This is a genomic window from Rhizobium sp. UBA1881, assembly GCF_002338015.1.
Lineage (GTDB): Bacteria > Pseudomonadota > Alphaproteobacteria > Rhizobiales > Rhizobiaceae > Rhizobium.
This window is the reverse complement of sequence record NZ_DDHH01000005.1, coordinates 1-16,301: the sequence shown is the minus strand read 5'-3', so window position 1 is coordinate 16,301 and position 16,301 is coordinate 1. Positions and strand designations below refer to the sequence as shown.

Genomic DNA, 16,301 nt, shown 5'->3' with positions numbered 1-16,301 from the left:
TCTGACGCTTTCAGAACCAAAATCTATGGGAGGAAATCATGGATAAAGTCGGCATAGGCATCATCGGATGCGGCAACATATCGGGCGCGTACCTGAAGGCCATGGCGTCTTTCCCCATTCTCGACATCAGGGGTTTGGCGGATCTGAACAGCGAGCTCGCGCAGGCAAAGGCGGCTGAGTTCAACGTGCCGGCCAGAAGCGTCGACGAACTCTTCGCCGATCCCTCGATCGAGATCATCGTCAATCTGACCATTCCGAAGGCGCACGTCGCTGTCGGCCTGCAGGCGCTTGCCGCCGGCAAGCACACCTATTCGGAAAAGCCGCTCGGGATCAACTTCGCCGAAGGCAAGCAGCTCGCCGAAGCGGCCAAGGCGAAGGGCCTCCGCATTGGTGCGGCACCCGATACTTTCCTCGGCGGCGGCCACCAGACGGCCCGCGCGCTGATCGATCAGGGCGTGATCGGCCAGCCGGTGGGCGGTACGGCCACCTTCATGTGCCCCGGCCACGAGCGCTGGCACCCCAATCCCGCCTTCTACTATGAAGTCGGCGGCGGGCCGATGCTGGATATGGGGCCGTATTACATCACCGATCTCGTCAATCTCTTCGGGCCCGTGGCGCAGGTGGCGGGCTTCGCGGTGACGCCGCGCAAGGAGCGCGTCATCACCAGCGAGCCGCGAAACGGCGAGCATATCCCCGTGCATGTGCCGACCCATGTGTCCGGCCTGATGGCCTTTGCCAACGGCGCCGTCGTGCAGATCGGCATGAGCTTCGATGTCGCCGGTCACAAGCACGTACCGCTCGAGGTCTACGGAACCGAGGGAACGCTGATCGTGCCCGATCCCAATCACTTCGGCGGTGAAGTCGAGCTCCTACGCAAGGGCGGCTCGTTCGAAAGCCAGCCGCTGACCGCGCCCTATGCCGACGGAAACTACCGATCGATCGGTGTCGCCGATCTCGCCTATGCGATCCGTCAGAGCCGGCCGCATCGCGCGAACGGCAGCCTGGCGCTGCACGTGCTGGAGGTCATGGAAGCGTTCCAGACCGCATCGGACACCGGCCGCACCGTGGCGATCACCACGCAGACGGAAAGACCGGCGCCGATGTCGGAATCCCTCGTCGACGGACGTCTGGGCAAGTAATTATTGAGGAGGAAGTTTAATGCGTGAAGCACTGATCGTTTGGGGCGGATGGAGCGGCCACGAGCCGCAGGAATGCGCCGCCATCGTCAAGGACATACTCGAGGAAGACGGCTTCAAGGTCTATGTCGAGCATACCACCGAGGCTTTCGCCGACCCTTCCGTTCACGACCTTTCGCTCGTCGTGCCGATCGTGACCATGTCGAAGATCGAGAAGGAAGAAATCAAGAACCTTGCGGCCGCGATCGAAGGCGGTGTCGGTCTGGCCGGCTATCATGGCGGAGCCGGCGACAGTTTCCGCGAATGCGTGGAATACCAGTTCATCGTTGGCGGTCAGTGGGTCGCGCATCCCGGCAACATCATCGACTACCGGGTCAACATTACCCGCCCCGATGACCATGTCATGGAAGGCATTGCCGATTTCGACTACACGTCGGAGCAGTACTACATGCATGTCGACCCCTCCAACGAGGTGCTGGCGACGACGACCTTTACCGGCGATCACGCCTATTGGATCGATGGCGTGGTGATGCCGGTCGCCTGGAAGCGGAAATACGGAAAGGGACGCGTCTTTTATTCCTCGCTCGGCCATCAGGCCAAGGAGTTTTCCGTGCCGGAAATGCGCACTATTTTCCGCCGGGGCGCCAACTGGGCCGCGCGCTGAGCTCGCGAAAAATAGGTATTAGCACGCGGTTGGAACATTACCGGCCGCGCGCTATTTCTTCATGGTATTCAACGTGAAGGAGTTTCCAGCATGCGCAAGCTTCTCGCAGTCACCTCAATCGTCATCATGGGCTTTGCCGGCAGTGCATTCGCGCAGATGAACATGGGCACGGACAGCAGCGGTCGGTTTGATGGCTCGCCTCCACTCGGAACCGGCCCGCAGGACGAACAGTCTAGCGGCCTTTCCATTCCGCTCGATTCACTCGAGACGGGAAGCACCGCAGGCAGTGCCCCGGTCCAGTGGACGCGCTGCCCGCCGCACCAACGCAATGCTGCCAATCACAAGTCGACCAATCCGGCGTGCATCGACGGACAATGACCTGACGGAGCGTTGCTGTGCAGCCTCGTGTTTGCGTTTCGTTGGCGCGATCTTTTGTGCTAGTGGGGCGTCTCAACGCGAGGCCTAAGACATGCTGCCCTGGATTCAGATCGATTCCGCTCAAATTCCCGGCGAGGCTGGCGAACTGCGCCTGAAGCAGCGCGGCAGCGAATTCTCGATCATGCTCGGATCGAACGAGCTGATGAACAGCCGCCTCTCCGGCTCCGAGGAAGCACTCGCGACGCTCTCCTATGACAAGCTCAAGGGCCGGCCGCGCCCGAGCATCCTGATCGGCGGTCTCGGCATGGGCTTCACGCTTCGCGCGGCGCTGGCCGTCGTGCCCAACGATGCGACCGTTGTCGTCGCCGAACTGGTACCCGCCGTCGTCAGCTGGGGGCGGGGGCCGATGGCGGAAGTCTTCAAGGGATGCCTTGATGATCCCCGCGTTGGCATTTATCAGGGGGATGTGTCCGAACTCATCCGTTCGAGCCGGGCAAAATTCGACGCCATCCTGCTTGATGTCGATAACGGGCCGGATGGACTGACCCGTCGATCGAACGACGGGCTCTACGACCTCGCCGGGCTGAAGGCCGCACGCGAGGCCCTGCGTCTCGGTGGCGTGCTGGCTGTCTGGTCATCCGGCCCCGACGCCAGCTTCACGCGCCGGGTGCGCGACAGTGGTTTTGCGGTCGAGGCCGTCAATTCGCGCGCTAACGGAAAACGTGGCGGCGCGCGCCACGTCATCTGGCTGGCACAGAAGAAATAGCCTAGCCGGTCTGCCCGTTGCGGGCCGTGGCGATGGCGTTCGCGGCGCCGGCGCGAAGCTGCTGCGTGTCCGCGCCGGCAATGACGAGATCAAAGCCCATCTTCAGCAGCTGCCCGGCGCGCTCGCCGTTGCTGCCGAAGATGCATGCGAACTTGCCGTACGCGCGGCAACGGGCGAGCAGCTGCTTCAGCACAACATCCATTTCAGCCGTGTCGGGAGCTAGATGCGCACCGTTCGATAGTGCGATGGAAAGGTCCGATGGGCCGATAAAGACGCCGTCGATACCGTCAACGCCGAGAATGTCATCGGCGGCATCGAGCGCTGCCCGGGTCTCGATCATGGCGATCGCGACAGTCTCCATATTCGCCGTCGCCAAATAGTTCGTGGCGGCGAGGCCGGAGTGGTTCATCGCCAGCGTCGGTCCCCAGCTACGCTCGCCGAGCGGCGGGTACTTGGTCGCCTTGACCAGGGCATGCGCATCCGCGATCGAATTGATCATCGGCGCGATAATTCCAGACGCGCCAGCATCGAGCAGCCGCGAGGCCGTCGAGAAATCGCCGACGGGAATACGCGCCATCACAGGCTTGCCGGCCAATCGACCCTGCCCGATGCCATTGGCGGCCGACACCATGTCCCAGACGCCGTGCTGCATATCGAGCACGACGGCATCGAAGGCTTCCTGCGAGAGATGATTGACGAAGAGCGGATCGGGTATGCCGATCCACGCCGAAATCAGACCACCGCTTTCGCCCGACCTGAGGCGTTTTGAAAAGTCGTTGATTGCAGTTGAACCAGGCATACTAGTCTCCTTCCGCAGCTCAGCCCGTGGCGCGCTGCTCATCTTGATGGAATTGTTCGATAAAGGCCTTCTGAAGAAGGATACCGTCCCATTCGTCGGGGAAGAACGGCGAATCGTAGATAAGCGTGTAGGGACCGGCATATCCGGCCTGTCGGCATGCCTCCAGGCACTTGCCGTAGTCCTCGGCATCCATGCCTGATGCGGTATAATTGGCCTTGGCGTGGCAAATCTCGGCGCGGCGCATGATGTCCGAAAGGCCGGCATATTTGTCCGGCGCCGACCAGTTGCCGAGATCGCCGTTGAGGCCGACCTTGCCGCCGAGATCGTCAAGCAGCCAGTTCATTTCTCGCGGCGACGGCAGGAGGTCGAACCAGTTCTCGGTGACGACGCGGATGCCGCTCTCCTCGGCCTGCTCCGCCAGCCACGAGAGATGTCCCGACGAGCGAGCGAGGTTCTCGTCGCTCGGCTGCTGTTTCCCCGCGATGACGCGCATGTTTCTCGCGCCAAGCGCGGTTGCGATCTCGATCCAGCCGGCGACCCAGCGGATATCGCGCTCGGCCGTTGCGGGATTGCTCGGGTCGCCGTCCTCGACCAGCAAGGTCTGAAGCAGGACGCCGGACTGATCGAGGGCTGCGCGCAGCCGCCGTAGATAGTCCGCGTCGAGGCTCGGCAGATGGAAGGAGCAGATCTCCAGCCTGTGGATGCCGCGATCGGCAAGCTGGCGCGGAACGTCGATCAGTTCGACGCTGCCGGGGCCGTAAGGCTCCTGCGGTGCCCCGCTCTTGGCCGGATCGGGGCTATAGGGATGGACCGCGCCTAGCGCCCGGTGCAGCGACCATGTGGAGACGGCGAACCGTCCGTTCTCGATATCCTCGATCATTGCATTCCTCCTCGTTCCCACCCTATCTAGGCAACAACGCCTTGGAATTTCAAACGGAATCTCCGGTGATCACAGCTTCCGCCGAAAGGCTGGCGGCAAGCAGCGCCTCGTCGCGGCCGGCGGTTGCCGAAAGCAGCAGACCGACCGGCATACCCGCGTCGCCGGTCCCGCAGGGGATCGACACGCCGCACCAGTCGAGGAAATTGCCGAGCATGGTGTTGCGCAAGGTCTTGCCGTTGGTCGCGAAGAAAAGATCGTCGTTTGCTTCCAGGGCGGCGATCGGTGGCGCGACATGGGCGACTGACGGGTAGGCGATAATGCTATCGCCGACCATGCGGTCGACCTCCGCTATCAGTCGCTCGCGCGCTTCGAGAATGGCGATGTAGTCAGGCATCGTGATCGTCTGGCCAAGTCGGGTGCGTTGCACGACGCGGTGGTCCATCTGATCGGCCTCCTGCCCGGCAAGGCGCTCGCGATGAAGCGCGAAGGCTTCCGCAGTCACCAGGCTGCCGTATTTGCCCATGAGGGCGAGGATTTCGTCGAAGGCCGGGATGGTGACGCGGGTGACCGAAGCACCTTCCGCGATCAGCCACTCCACGCTTTGCTCGAAGGCTGCGACGACGCCGGTCTCGGCGCCATCGAACACGACATTATCAGGAATGACCACATCCAGCGCGCGGAGCGAGCTCGGGGTGATGGCGGGCGCGGCGGTCAGGCCGCGCATGGCCGCGTCGACCCAGATTGCGTCCTGAACGGTGCGGCAAAGGGGGCCGAGCGAATCCAGGCTTCGCGCCAGCGGAAAGACGCCGCCCATGGGGTAGCGCCCGCGTGTTGCCTTGTAGCCGACGACGCCATTGAAGGCGGCGGGGATGCGGACCGATCCGCCCGTGTCGGTGCCGATCGCCACGGGGACGAGACCTGCGGCCACCGCGGCACCGGCGCCCGAGGAGGAGCCGCCGGGAATACGTGGCTCATCCTTGCTGCGCGGGTTGTGCGGCGTGCCGTAGTGCGGATTGATACCGAGGCCCGAAAAGGCGAATTCGCTCATGTTGGTGCAGCCAACGGCGACCATGCCGGCCTGCGCAAGCGCGCTTACGACCGCTGCATCGTCTTCTGCCACGGGGGCGTCCCGCAGGACCTTGGAGCCGGCCGTCGTCGCGCGCCCCTTGATATCGAACAGGTCTTTCCAGGCAACGGGAATGCCCTCAAGCAAGCCGCGCGACCGGCCGGCCTTCAGCCGCGCCGAGGACGCCTTGGCCTCTTCAAGCGCGCGGTCGGCCAGCAATTCGGTGAAGATCGACTGATCGGGGTGCACCTTGATGTCCTCAAGCACGGTCTCGGTGACCTCCACCGGGTCGGCGGCGCCGTTCTGGATGAGAACGGAAAGTTGTGCGATCGACATCGCACCAAATGATTTCGTCATGTCAGTGTCCGTGGTCTGGATGAATACCCGACCTAAGCCGAGTTTCCTCGAAGTGCCAAGCCCTTGAAGCCAGATCAAACCGATTGGTTCGATTTTATGAACACTGAGTTTGCGTATCCGGCCTTCAACCGTGGCGGTTGCCACCACATATCGGGAATGCGCGAAAGACGCCACGGGTCGAGGGATGTTGTAGGCACCTCGCGCGGATTTCAGGAGCAAGACAATGAGAGATGTAGACAGCTGGAGCGCCCCTCGCGGCGACACGGTCCATCATCATGCAACGGACGAAGAGTTGGACGGTATGGGCGAGCGCGAATACGTGGAACACATCAATGCAACCAGCCGACCATCGGTATCGGAACGGTTTCTGATCGTTGGAGCCCTGCTGGTTCTTGGCGCGGCGGGATATGTCGCGCATATGAACACCTCGACGGCATCGGCTGTCGATCTCGCCCCTGTCGGAGCGATCTCGGATTCCGGCCCGTCGCTGGATTATTGCCGGGAGCATAGCCCCTATCCGGACAAGTCCTGCTGAGGACTTGTCGGCTTAAACTGGAGAAACGGCGACCGTGACATAGTTCTAGTCGGGGAGGGCATCATGTCCGCTGATATCGACTACGATCTCGATCGCTTCATCGAAGCTCAAAATGGTGTCTATGATCGCGCGCTTGCGGAGCTCAGGAATGGCCGCAAGCGCTCGCACTGGATGTGGTTCATCTTTCCGCAGATGGCAGGTCTCGGCACGTCGTCAATGGCCGAGAAATATGCCATCCGCTCGGCCGGCGAAGCCTCGGCCTATCTGGCAGATCCCATTCTCGGCGCCCGCCTTGTGCGCTGCGTCGACGCAGTATTGTCGATCAATGCAAAATCCGCGCATGAGGTGTTTGGCTCTCCCGATGATCATAAGCTCCGATCGTCGATGACGCTGTTCGCGGCGGTCAGCGATCACGGATCACCTTTCCATCAAGTGATAGATCATTTCTACGATGGAGCGTTCGACCATCGCACGATCGAACTGCTCGATGCAGGCCGATAACTCACGGCACTAGCCAACGCGAGAATGTTCGAGCGTATCGATTTCCGCCGAGATTTCCTCGATGCGAGAACGCAACTCACGATCAGTGCCGTCGTTGACATCCTCGTCACCGAAGCAATCGCGCGCATCATAGAGTTCAAGCTTGGCTTCAAGCTCCGCCCGTTTGGCATACAGGCGATGGAGATAAATGTAGTTCATCTTCCCGCTCATCTGGTTGAAAACGAGTTTCCCCCACGAAAGTTCCAAGCGCAGAAACCGGCGCTCAGGCAAACGCCGCGATAGCGGCGTTGCACGCCTTGGAGAAGTGGCCGCAACAGTTGTCCTTGCCCATCGATTGACGGGTGACGCGGGCGCCTTCCAGAAGCAGGGTCAGTGTGTCTGCCAGCAGCTGCGGTTCGCGCGCGCCGGCGGCGAGACAGAGCGCCTCAAGCCTGTCGCGCTGCTCCGCCTTATGGCGTTCGATGACGCTATAGGCCGGGTGGCCTTCACCCTTGAGTTCGATCGCGGCGTTCGCCAGATCGCAGCCGACCTGATCGCCGCAAAGGCTCTGGGTCCTGAGTTCGATCCAGGCAAGCAGCTGGGCGCGCGCATCATCGGGATGCGTGGCTTCCAGCTCGCGCCAGATCGCCTCGGCCTTATCGGAGGCGCGGCGCAGCGTTTCGCACACCAGCTCGTCCTTCGAGCCGAAGTGCCGATAGAGCGTCATCTTGTTGGTGAGAGCGCCTTCGGCGATGGCATCAACGCCAATGCCACGGATCCCGTACTCACGAAACAGCTCCGCCGCGGTCGAGACGATACGTTCCCTAGGAGGGATCTTTTCATCAGTGCCTGCAGGCAGAATAGCTGTCGAAGTTTTTGATTTTTCTGCGGACAATGTCCTTGACATCCATGTGACCGATCGGTAACAAATGCATTGTTACTTACCGGTAACACCACTTTTCGCGGAAGTCAATTGCCGAGAGGGCAGCGCGGCCGAAGTGGAACACGGGCGACCGCCCACGAAAGGAGGACTGAGCCATGAGAAAGACCAGAGACGACCTGACGATATCCGAAGCCCTTCGCGACCCCCTGATCGCCATGGTGATGCGCGCCGACGGCGTGAAGCTTGAAGATTTCAAGCGGCTCCTGGAGACTGCGGCGGTGAAGCGCGAACAGCGCGCCAATCCGGTCAAGAAATTCATCGACGTGATCAAGAGCAATCCGGCTGCTGTCTGCAACTATTGCTAACGCCTTGGGCTTCCCTGCCCCCCGAAAGCCGTCGCCACATTGGCGGCGGCTTTTTTTGTTTGTGGCGAGCAACGCTGTACGCTGCGCAGTCATAAAAAGACGGAGCCTCTTAGGCTCCGTTTCCTAAGCAATATGGCTCAGAATTCCGACCATTCCGGCTCTTGCTTGAGCGCGGCGTTTCCGCGAAACGCATTGGTCAACTTCTGGCCCAGTTGCCGTGCTGGCGAGGCGACGGGGCCGTGGCTGGCGGTCGTCGCCGCAGGCTTGGCGAAGCTCGGCCGCCCCTGGTTGGCAACGGCGCCGTCCAGCTTGAACTGGGACATCAGCTGCGCCAGCGCCATGGCTTCATGCGCGAGGCTGTGGCTGGCCGCGGTCGTTTCCTCGACCATTGCGGCATTCTTCTGCGTGCCTTCGTCCATGGTGTTCACGGCTGTGTTGATCTCCTGCAGGCCAAGCGACTGCTCGCGCGAGGCTTCAGCGATCGCGTGAACATGGCGATTGATCTCTTGAACTTCGGCGACGATCGCATCCAGCGCCTTGCCGGCTTCACCGACCAGTTCCACGCCGGACTCGACCTGCGAACCCGAGGCGGTGATCAGCGCCTTGATCTCCTTGGCCGCGCGCGCCGAGCGCTGTGCCAGTTCGCGCACTTCCTGGGCAACGACGGCAAAGCCCTTGCCGGCATCACCCGCCCGGGCTGCTTCGACGCCGGCGTTGAGAGCGAGAAGGTTGGTCTGGAATGCGATGTCGTCGATCACGCCGATGATGTTGCTGATCTCGTTCGAGGACTGCTCGATCAGGTGCATCGCGGTGACCGCGTTACGGACGACCTCGCCGGAGCGTTCGGCGGCTTCGCGCGTCTTGGCGACCAGCTGGCTGGCGTCGCTTGCGCGGCTGGCAGCATCCTTGACTGTCGTCGTGATCTCTTCCAGCGCGGCGGCCGTTTCTTCAACGGAAGCGGCCTGTTGTTCGGTGCGCTTGGAAAGGTCGTCGGCGGAAGCGCGGATCTGGCTTGAGCCTGCGCTGATGGCGCTCGCATTGGCGCCAACAGCCTGCAGCGCGTTGTGCAGCTTGGAGACCGCGGCGTTGAAATCCTGGCGAAGCGTGTCGAGGTCACCGGTAAACGGCGTGTCGATCTGGCAGTTCAGATCGCCATCGGCAAGATTTCCGAGGGCGCCGCCGAGAGCCTTGATCGCGCGATGCAGATTTGCGGCTTCGTTGGCCTTCTCTGCCTCGCGCTCAAGGCGCTCGCTCTCGCTCATCGAGCGGGCTGCTTCGGCCTGCTGCTCGATGCGCATGCGGTCGATCGCATTGGTCCGGAAGACCGCAACAGCTGCAGCCATCTGGCCGATCTCGTCACGGCGGTCGAGGCCATGAACCTCTTCGCCGGTCTCGCCGGACGCCAGCGTTTCCATGCGTTCGCGCAGCTTGGCCATCGGCGTCGTCACACCCTTCTGGGCGATGACCATGGCAATGGCGATTGCCGCAATGACGCCAAGGGTTAGGCCGACAAGGGTATAGAAGATGGTGGAGGAAACGGAGGCAGACAGCTGGCTGCCGCCCTGTTCCAGAAGGTCTGCCATTGCCTTGTTGTTGGCGCCGAACTTGGGCGACAGACCGACGATCATGTCATCAAGCTTTGCAGAAAGCTGTTGGGTCTGCTCGGCGTTTCCGGTGCCATGCGCCGCGAGAAGCTCGTCGCCCAGAGATTTCAAACCGTCGGCTCCGGCAAGCAATTCGTCGATTGCCCCCTTGCGGCTCGGCACCAATTCCGAGACTTGCGACAGTCGCTTGCGCGCGCCATCGAACTCTGTGGCGAAACGCTTGGAGATATCGTTGAAGGCAGGGGTACCGGGCTCCTGCGCGACGGCACGGCTGAGCCATGTCGTGGACGTCCAGATGCCAGCTGCCGCGCGCGCGCTGAAGGTCGCTGCCTGGCTCTCGTTCTGGAGGAAGCCGGTGTACTGCTGGTTGGCTGCGCTAAATTTGTCGGTGAGGTAAAGCAGGCCCGCCATGGAAACGAGGCCCAGCATGGCGATAGCAATAAGGAATTTGGTTTTTATCTTCAGGTTTTTCAACATGAGGCACCTTGGAAATCGTGGTGGAATAGCGTCAGGCCGCCTGCGGAGGAGCGCAACTTGATCGCAAGGAAAAGTGACATTGGAAGCTATTGGACAACGCATCATGCGCAAAACACCGGGGGGATCCCGATATCGTGGCTTCAACCTAGGCGCTTATCCTTAAAGAAACCTGACCTCGACAAGCCAAGCGAAAAGAATCGGCAGTAGAGTTGCTTTTGATCAAAGCATGTCGAGACGAGCGAATAAGTTCATATTTATGTTGGCTAATTTTCTTCGATGTTCTTCTTGGCGGCGTTTAAGAAGATCACGCTGATGTGGTCATGGCTGGTTAACCAGTTGGGAAAACGATCCAAGAGTATCATTGCGGCACACGGATAGGTCGATCTACATGGGCCGGCGGTCGCTGTTTTGATCGTAACCCGCGATCTCGTGGGGCCCATTTGAGACAAATCATATTGAGGATGCCTAGTGGTTTACACACGCCGTAATGTCATTGCCATGTCTGGAGCCGCACTGGCGGGTGCCGTTCTGCCGAAGGTCGCAGCCGCACAGTCGATCGGCTTCACGCCCTCGCCCATCTATCCGGATCCGGCTATCCAGATTCTCGACCCAAGCTTTGCCAAGTATCGCGTCGCGAGTTCCTCCTTGGAACAGGTCGCCACCGGCGCCCGCTGGCTGGAAGGCCCGGTCTGGTTCGGCGACGGTCGCTATCTTCTCGTCAGCGACGTGCCGAACAATCGGGTTATGAAATATGACGAGACAAACGAGACCTGGAGTGTCTTCAACCCGAATTCGAACTATTCGAACGGCCATGCCCGCGACATGCAGGGCCGGCTTTTGTCGTGCGAGCACCTGACCCGCCGCGTCACCCGCACCGAGTATGACGGCTCGATCACGGTTCTGGCTGACAACTACAAGGGCAAGAAACTCAACTCGCCGAACGACATCGTCTGCAAGTCGGACGGTTCGATCTGGTTCACCGACCCGACCTTCGGCATTGCCGGCGAATGGGAAGGCGACAAGGCCGAACCGGAGCTGCCGCATTCGGTCTATCGCATCTCGCCGGATGGAAAGCTGAACCTCGTCACCGACGAGCTGAAGGGTCCGAACGGCCTTGCCTTCTCTGAAGACGAGAAGAAGATTTATATAGTCGAAGGCCGCGCGCAGCCCTATCGGATCATCTGGTCCTACGATGTCGGCAAGGACGGTTTCTCGCTGTTCAACAAGAAGGCGTTGATCACCGCCGACGACAATGGCGGCCTCGACGGCTTCCGCGTCGATGTCGATGGCAATCTGTGGTGCGGATGGGGCTCTTCGGGTGCTGCCGGCGCAAAGCCGGAAGACCTCAACGGCGTGAAGATCTTCAACAAGGACGGTAAGGCGATCGGCTTCATCAAGCTGCCGGAACGCTGCCCCAACCTCGTCTTCGGCGGGCCGAAGAAGAACCGCCTCTATATGGCGTCCAGCCATTCGGTCTATGCGCTCTATGTCGAGACGCGCGGAGCAGTCTGATTAAAAATCGAGCCGCCACGATTGTCGCGGCGGCTCGAGCAATTCTTCGACCTCAGACAATGCCGCCGCTGCCGCCCACGGAAGCCGGGCGCTCCGCGGCAACCTTCTTGCGATAGCCGCTGGCGCGGTAGGTGGCGACCGGATCGACCGCGCCACCGGCGCGACGGCGGGCTTCGGCAAGGATCGGCTCGACATCGGTGCGATAGCCGCGCTTCAGCGTTTCCGTTGCCATCAGCGCGTCGTTCTCATCCTGGAAACCTGCCAGCGCCTTGCGGTCGACGATCAGCGCCTGCGCATAGGCGCGGCGGATTTCGTTGGCGCTGTTGATCAGGCTTTCGATTGGATCGGTCACATTGTGCGACTGATCGATCATGTGGGCCGGGTTGAAGTCGTTGACGCCGCGCTGCTCGGCCTCGACCAGCTCGTTGAAGACGAGGAACAGACGGTAGGGCTCGATCGAACCGGCGTCGAGGTCGTCATCGCCGTACTTCGAGTCGTTGAAGTGGAAGCCGCCGAGCTTGCCGAACTGGATCAGGCGGGCGACGATCATTTCGATGTTGGTGTTCGGCGCATGGTGGCCGAGGTCGACGAGGCAATGCGCCTTCGGCCCCAGGGTCTGGGCGATCAGGTAATTCGTGCCCCAGTCCTGCACGACGGTCGAATAGAAGGCCGGCTCGTACATCTTGTGTTCGGAAAACAGCTTCCAGTCGTCAGGCAGCGCCTTGTAGATGTCGGCCATCGAGGCGAGGTAGCGTTCGAAGGAGCGGGTGAAATTGCTCTGGCCCGGGAAGTTCGAGCCGTCGCCAACCCAGACGGTCAGCGCCTTGGAGCCGATCGCCTTGCCGATCTCGATGCATTCAATGTTGTGCTCGACGGCCTGCGCGCGCGTTGCCGCGTCCGTGTGGCTGAGCGATCCGTACTTGTAGGAATGGGCCTGGCCGGGCGCGTCTGAAAAGGTGTTGGAATTCATGGCGTCGAAGCCGAGGCCGAGCTGATCGCCCTTCGCCTTCAATTCCTTGACGTCGGTCTTGTCCCACGGAATGTGGAGCGAGACGTTCGGCGTGGCGCGGGTCAGTTCGTTGATGACGGAGCAATCGTCGAGCTTGTCGAAGATCCCGCGCGGCTCGCCGGTGCCGGGGAAGCGGGCGAAGCGCGTGCCGCCGGTGCCGACGCCCCAGGATGGAACGGCGACGAAGAATTCGGAGACGCGGCGCGTGATCGCCTCAATGTCCACGCCACGGCGCGACAGGTTGGCGCCCAAGGCTTCGTAATCGGATTTGAGCGCGGCTGCGCGCTTTTCGTTTTCTTGCGCAATCACATCCTGCGCGATTTTGGTTTCGGCCATGAATTCCTCCCGTGTGGCATCGAACCAACCGGCTCCTGTCCGCGTTTCGATGCATGAAATACTCAAATCAGTAATGAGGCGACCTTGGACATCATACGCATTCTTTTCGCGATCATCCTGCCACCTGTCGGTGTATTCCTGCAGGTCGGAATCGGCCTGCAGTTCTGGCTCAATATACTGCTGACGCTGTGCGGCTACGTGCCGGGGATCATCCATGCGGTTTGGGTGATCCTCCGGCGATAGCGATCAGCGCGGGAAGCTCTGCGCGTTGCCGGCATCGACATTGATGATGTTGCCGGTGGACTTTGCCGAGAGATCGGACGCCAGGAAGTAGATCGCTTCGGCGATGTCTTCAGGGAAGACGTTAAGCTTCAGCATGGAGCGCTTGCGGTAGTGTTCCTCCAGCTCGTTGATCTCGATCTTCGACGATGCCGCGCGCTGCTCGCGCCACTCGCCGTTCCAGATTTTCGATCCACGCAGAACCGCATCCGGGTTGACGGTGTTGACGCGAATGCCCGCTTCCGCGCCTTCGAGCGCCAAGCAACGGGCGAGATGGATCTCGGCAGCCTTGGCCGTGCAGTAGGCAGCAGCGTTCGGCGACGACGCTAGGCCGTTCTTGGAGGCGACGAAGACGACGTTGCCGCCGAGGTTCTGCTTGCGGAATAGGCGGAAGGCTTCGCGCGAAACCAGGAAGTAGCCGGTCGCCAGGATGTCGATGTTCTTGTTCCACATCGAAAGCTCAGTGTTTTCGATCGGCGCGGACGATGCAATGCCGGCGTTCGAAACCAGGATGTCGACGCCGCCGAATTCGACACAGGCTTCCGCGAAGGACGAGATCACGCCGTCTTCCTTGGTCACATCAAGCTTGACGCCGCGAACGGCATCGGCGCCGAACTGCTTGGCGAAATCGGCCTTCGTGCTGTCGAGCGCTTCCTGGTCGATATCGGCCAGCACCACGCAGGCACCTTCGCCGATCAGGCGGGCCGCCGTCGCGCGGCCGATGCCGCCGGCACCGCCAGTGACGAAGGCAACCTTGCCAGCCAGGCTCTTCGGCTTCGGCATGCGCTGAAGCTTGGCCTCCTCGAGCAGCCAGTATTCGATATCGAAGGCTTCCTGCTCAGGTAGGCCCTGGTACTCGGAGACGGTCGACGCGCCGCGCATGACGTTGATGGCGTTGACGTAGAACTCGCTGGCAATACGTGCCGTTGCCTTGTCGCGGGCAAAAGACAGCATGCCGACGCCGGGAATGAGGAAGATGACCGGGTTCGCGTCGCGCATAGCGGGCGAATTGTCATGCTTGCAGTCGTTGTAGTAGCGCGCGTAGTCGGCGCGGTAGTCTTCGAGCGCCTTATCAAGACCGGCAACGATCGCATCCACATCCGGCTTCGCCGGGTCGAAATCGATGATTAGCGGGCGGATCTTGGTGCGTAGGAAGTGGTCGGGGCAGCTGGTGCCGAGCGCGCCGAGCGGTGCCAAGTTCTTCGAGTTGACGAATTCAAGGACTGCGTCCTGATCATCGAAGTGGCCGAGCTTGCGTTCCGCCTTGCCGATGCGACCGCGGATTTCAGGCATCAGGCGGGCGGCGATGACGCGGCGCTGTTCGACGGCCAAGCTCTCAGTGGCGTTGCCACCGAAGATCGTCTTGCCTTCAGTCTTCTCGGCAAACCAGACGATCGCCTTGTTGATAATGTCGAGCGTCAGTTCGTAGCAAGCCTTGGCATCGTTGGCCCAGGTGAAGAGACCATGGCTTTCGAGCACGACACCCTTGGAATTCGGGTTCGCCTCGACGTAGGCCTCGAGGTCGAGGCCGAGCTGGAAGCCCGGGCGGCGCCACGGCAGCCAGCCGATGTCAGCACCAAAGATCTGCTGCGTCAACTCCTTGGAATTCTTCGAAGCGGCGATCGCGATGATCGCGTCAGGATGCATGTGGTCGACATGCGTGAAGGGCACGAAACCATGCAGCGGCGTGTCGATCGAGGCGGCGCGGCTGTTGAGGTTGTAGGTGCAATGAGGAAGGAAGCTGACCATCCGGTCTTCGTCTTCAACGCCCTTGTAGATGCCCTTCAGCGAATCCAGCTTGTCCTGATAGAGGGTGGCAAAGCCGTCGAGCTTGATGGTGCCGACGTCGCCGCCCGAACCCTTGACCCAGAGAACCTTGACTTTTTCGCCGGTCAGCGGGTCGGTTTCCATGACCTTGGCAGACGTGTTGCCGCCGCCATAGTTGGTGATACGCTTGTCAGCACCCAGCAGGTTCGAGCGATAGAGTAGCTTTCCAGGCTCATCCAGGCCTGCAGCGTACGAGTCATCCCAACGGTTATCCAGAAGCCGGACGGTTGCCGCCATGTCATCCTCCCATGTAGAATTCTTCAGAACGCGAAATGAGAAATGCGTCCTTTGCGTGGACGGTATCGCTCATCAAAAGCAGCGTTGTCAATCGAAAACGATCAAAATCGATTATGTTGCAACGCAATATGTAAAAATATGATCGTTTGTGATTGACACATTGTCACAACTGCGAAATAAACGATGCAGGAGGAACCCATGCACGAACGCGAACGCCATCGCATCATATTGAGCGCCGTACAGGAAAAATCGGTCGTGACGGTTCAGGATATTTCTGAGCTGACCGAGGCTTCCGAGGCGACGATCCGGCGCGATATCGCGGCGCTTCACGTGCAGGGAAAGATCCGGCGCGTGCGTGGTGGGGCAGAAGCCGTGCATCCGCCGCAGCTCGGCAATCTCGCCGGCAGACCTTTCCGAGTGTCAGAATCTGTCAATTCCGATAAAAAACGCGCAATTGCGCGCGCGGCCGTCGATCTCTGCGATCCTGGTGACGCCATCATCATAAACGGCGGAACGACCACCTTCCAGATGGTGCATTTCATGGCGGCGCATCGCATGCAGGTGATGACCAATTCGTTCGCGATCGCCGAACATCTGGTTAAGCACTCGAAGAACACGGTGACGGTTCCCGGCGGTGTGATCTATCGCGAGCAGAGCCTGATCCTGTCGCCTTTCGACAATGACGCGATCCGCAATTTCTATGCGCGGCGC

The 16,301-nt window shown here is 60.9% G+C and carries 18 protein-coding genes; 10 read left to right on the top strand and 8 right to left on the bottom strand.

Annotation, left to right across the window (positions count from 1 at the left end):
• Positions 1-38: 38 nt before the first annotated feature.
• The 4 genes from B3605_RS00530 to B3605_RS00515 all read left to right on the top strand — a co-directional run bounded on the left by B3605_RS00530 (position 39) and on the right by B3605_RS00515 (position 2,944).
• The gene (locus B3605_RS00530) at positions 39-1,139 is read left to right on the top strand and encodes a Gfo/Idh/MocA family protein (protein ID WP_112943525.1); all 1,101 of its coding nucleotides are present in this window, start codon (positions 39-41) and stop codon (positions 1,137-1,139) included.
• Positions 1,140-1,158: 19 nt separating this feature from the next.
• Entirely contained in the window at positions 1,159-1,800 is a 642-nt protein-coding gene (locus B3605_RS00525; RefSeq protein WP_112943526.1) for a ThuA domain-containing protein, read from the top strand.
• 90 nt (positions 1,801-1,890) lie between these two features.
• Positions 1,891-2,178, top strand: coding sequence for a hypothetical protein (locus B3605_RS00520; RefSeq protein WP_113168309.1), 288 nt, complete (start codon positions 1,891-1,893; stop codon positions 2,176-2,178).
• A 91-nt stretch (positions 2,179-2,269) separates the two neighbouring features.
• Positions 2,270-2,944 carry a spermidine synthase gene (locus B3605_RS00515; RefSeq protein ID WP_112943528.1) on the top strand — a complete coding sequence of 225 codons (675 nt, stop codon included), beginning with the start codon at positions 2,270-2,272 and terminating at the stop codon, positions 2,942-2,944.
• A gap of 1 nt (position 2,945) precedes the next feature.
• Here B3605_RS00515 and B3605_RS00510 read toward each other — a convergent pair whose 3' ends face one another.
• Genes B3605_RS00510 through B3605_RS00500 form a run of 3 tightly spaced genes read right to left on the bottom strand, consistent with a single transcriptional unit; the run spans position 2,946 to position 6,046 of the window.
• A complete protein-coding gene (locus B3605_RS00510) occupies positions 2,946-3,743 on the bottom strand; it encodes an HpcH/HpaI aldolase family protein (RefSeq protein ID WP_112943529.1) in 798 nt (265 codons plus the stop codon).
• Between the two features lie 19 nt (positions 3,744-3,762).
• Positions 3,763-4,623 (bottom strand): sugar phosphate isomerase/epimerase family protein, encoded by an 861-nt coding sequence (locus B3605_RS00505; protein WP_210297124.1) that lies wholly within the window; start codon positions 4,621-4,623, stop codon positions 3,763-3,765.
• A 49-nt stretch (positions 4,624-4,672) separates the two neighbouring features.
• On the bottom strand, positions 4,673-6,046 hold the full coding sequence (locus tag B3605_RS00500) for an amidase (protein ID WP_112943530.1): 1,374 nt from the start codon (positions 6,044-6,046) through the stop codon (positions 4,673-4,675).
• Between the two features lie 223 nt (positions 6,047-6,269).
• Here B3605_RS00500 and B3605_RS00495 point away from each other — a divergent pair, with 223 nt between their 5' ends.
• A complete protein-coding gene (locus B3605_RS00495; RefSeq protein ID WP_112943531.1) occupies positions 6,270-6,581 on the top strand; it encodes a hypothetical protein in 312 nt (103 codons plus the stop codon).
• 63 nt (positions 6,582-6,644) lie between these two features.
• Entirely contained in the window at positions 6,645-7,082 is a 438-nt protein-coding gene (locus tag B3605_RS00490) for a DUF1810 domain-containing protein (protein ID WP_112943532.1), read from the top strand.
• 9 nt (positions 7,083-7,091) lie between these two features.
• Here B3605_RS00490 and B3605_RS00485 read toward each other — a convergent pair whose 3' ends face one another.
• Positions 7,092-7,280 (bottom strand): hypothetical protein, encoded by a 189-nt coding sequence (locus tag B3605_RS00485; RefSeq protein WP_047505429.1) that lies wholly within the window; start codon positions 7,278-7,280, stop codon positions 7,092-7,094.
• Between the two features lie 64 nt (positions 7,281-7,344).
• A complete protein-coding gene (locus tag B3605_RS00480) occupies positions 7,345-7,968 on the bottom strand; it encodes a TetR/AcrR family transcriptional regulator (RefSeq protein WP_296431559.1) in 624 nt (207 codons plus the stop codon).
• Between the two features lie 131 nt (positions 7,969-8,099).
• Between B3605_RS00480 and B3605_RS00475 the strand changes: the two genes are divergently transcribed.
• Entirely contained in the window at positions 8,100-8,309 is a 210-nt protein-coding gene (locus B3605_RS00475; RefSeq protein WP_112943534.1) for a hypothetical protein, read from the top strand.
• Between the two features lie 137 nt (positions 8,310-8,446).
• Here the strand turns inward: B3605_RS00475 and B3605_RS00470 are convergent, their stop codons facing one another.
• Complete coding sequence (locus B3605_RS00470; protein ID WP_112943535.1) at positions 8,447-10,390, bottom strand: methyl-accepting chemotaxis protein; 1,944 nt, start codon at positions 10,388-10,390, stop codon at positions 8,447-8,449.
• A 468-nt stretch (positions 10,391-10,858) separates the two neighbouring features.
• On the opposite strand from B3605_RS00470, the gene B3605_RS00465 reads away from it, so the two are divergent.
• Positions 10,859-11,902 (top strand): SMP-30/gluconolactonase/LRE family protein, encoded by a 1,044-nt coding sequence (locus B3605_RS00465; RefSeq protein ID WP_296431555.1) that lies wholly within the window; start codon positions 10,859-10,861, stop codon positions 11,900-11,902.
• Between the two features lie 52 nt (positions 11,903-11,954).
• Here the strand turns inward: B3605_RS00465 and rhaI are convergent, their stop codons facing one another.
• The gene (rhaI, locus tag B3605_RS00460; protein WP_112943537.1) at positions 11,955-13,247 is read right to left on the bottom strand and encodes an L-rhamnose catabolism isomerase; all 1,293 of its coding nucleotides are present in this window, start codon (positions 13,245-13,247) and stop codon (positions 11,955-11,957) included.
• 84 nt (positions 13,248-13,331) lie between these two features.
• On the opposite strand from rhaI, the gene B3605_RS00455 reads away from it, so the two are divergent.
• The gene (locus B3605_RS00455) at positions 13,332-13,490 is read left to right on the top strand and encodes a YqaE/Pmp3 family membrane protein (RefSeq protein ID WP_018896533.1); all 159 of its coding nucleotides are present in this window, start codon (positions 13,332-13,334) and stop codon (positions 13,488-13,490) included.
• Between the two features lie 3 nt (positions 13,491-13,493).
• On the opposite strand, the gene B3605_RS00450 is transcribed toward B3605_RS00455, so the two are convergent.
• Positions 13,494-15,590, bottom strand: coding sequence for a bifunctional rhamnulose-1-phosphate aldolase/short-chain dehydrogenase (locus B3605_RS00450; RefSeq protein ID WP_112943538.1), 2,097 nt, complete (start codon positions 15,588-15,590; stop codon positions 13,494-13,496).
• Between the two features lie 198 nt (positions 15,591-15,788).
• Between B3605_RS00450 and B3605_RS00445 the strand changes: the two genes are divergently transcribed.
• A partial coding sequence (locus B3605_RS00445; protein WP_296431547.1) for a DeoR/GlpR family DNA-binding transcription regulator occupies positions 15,789-16,301 on the top strand: 513 nt, incomplete at its 3' end.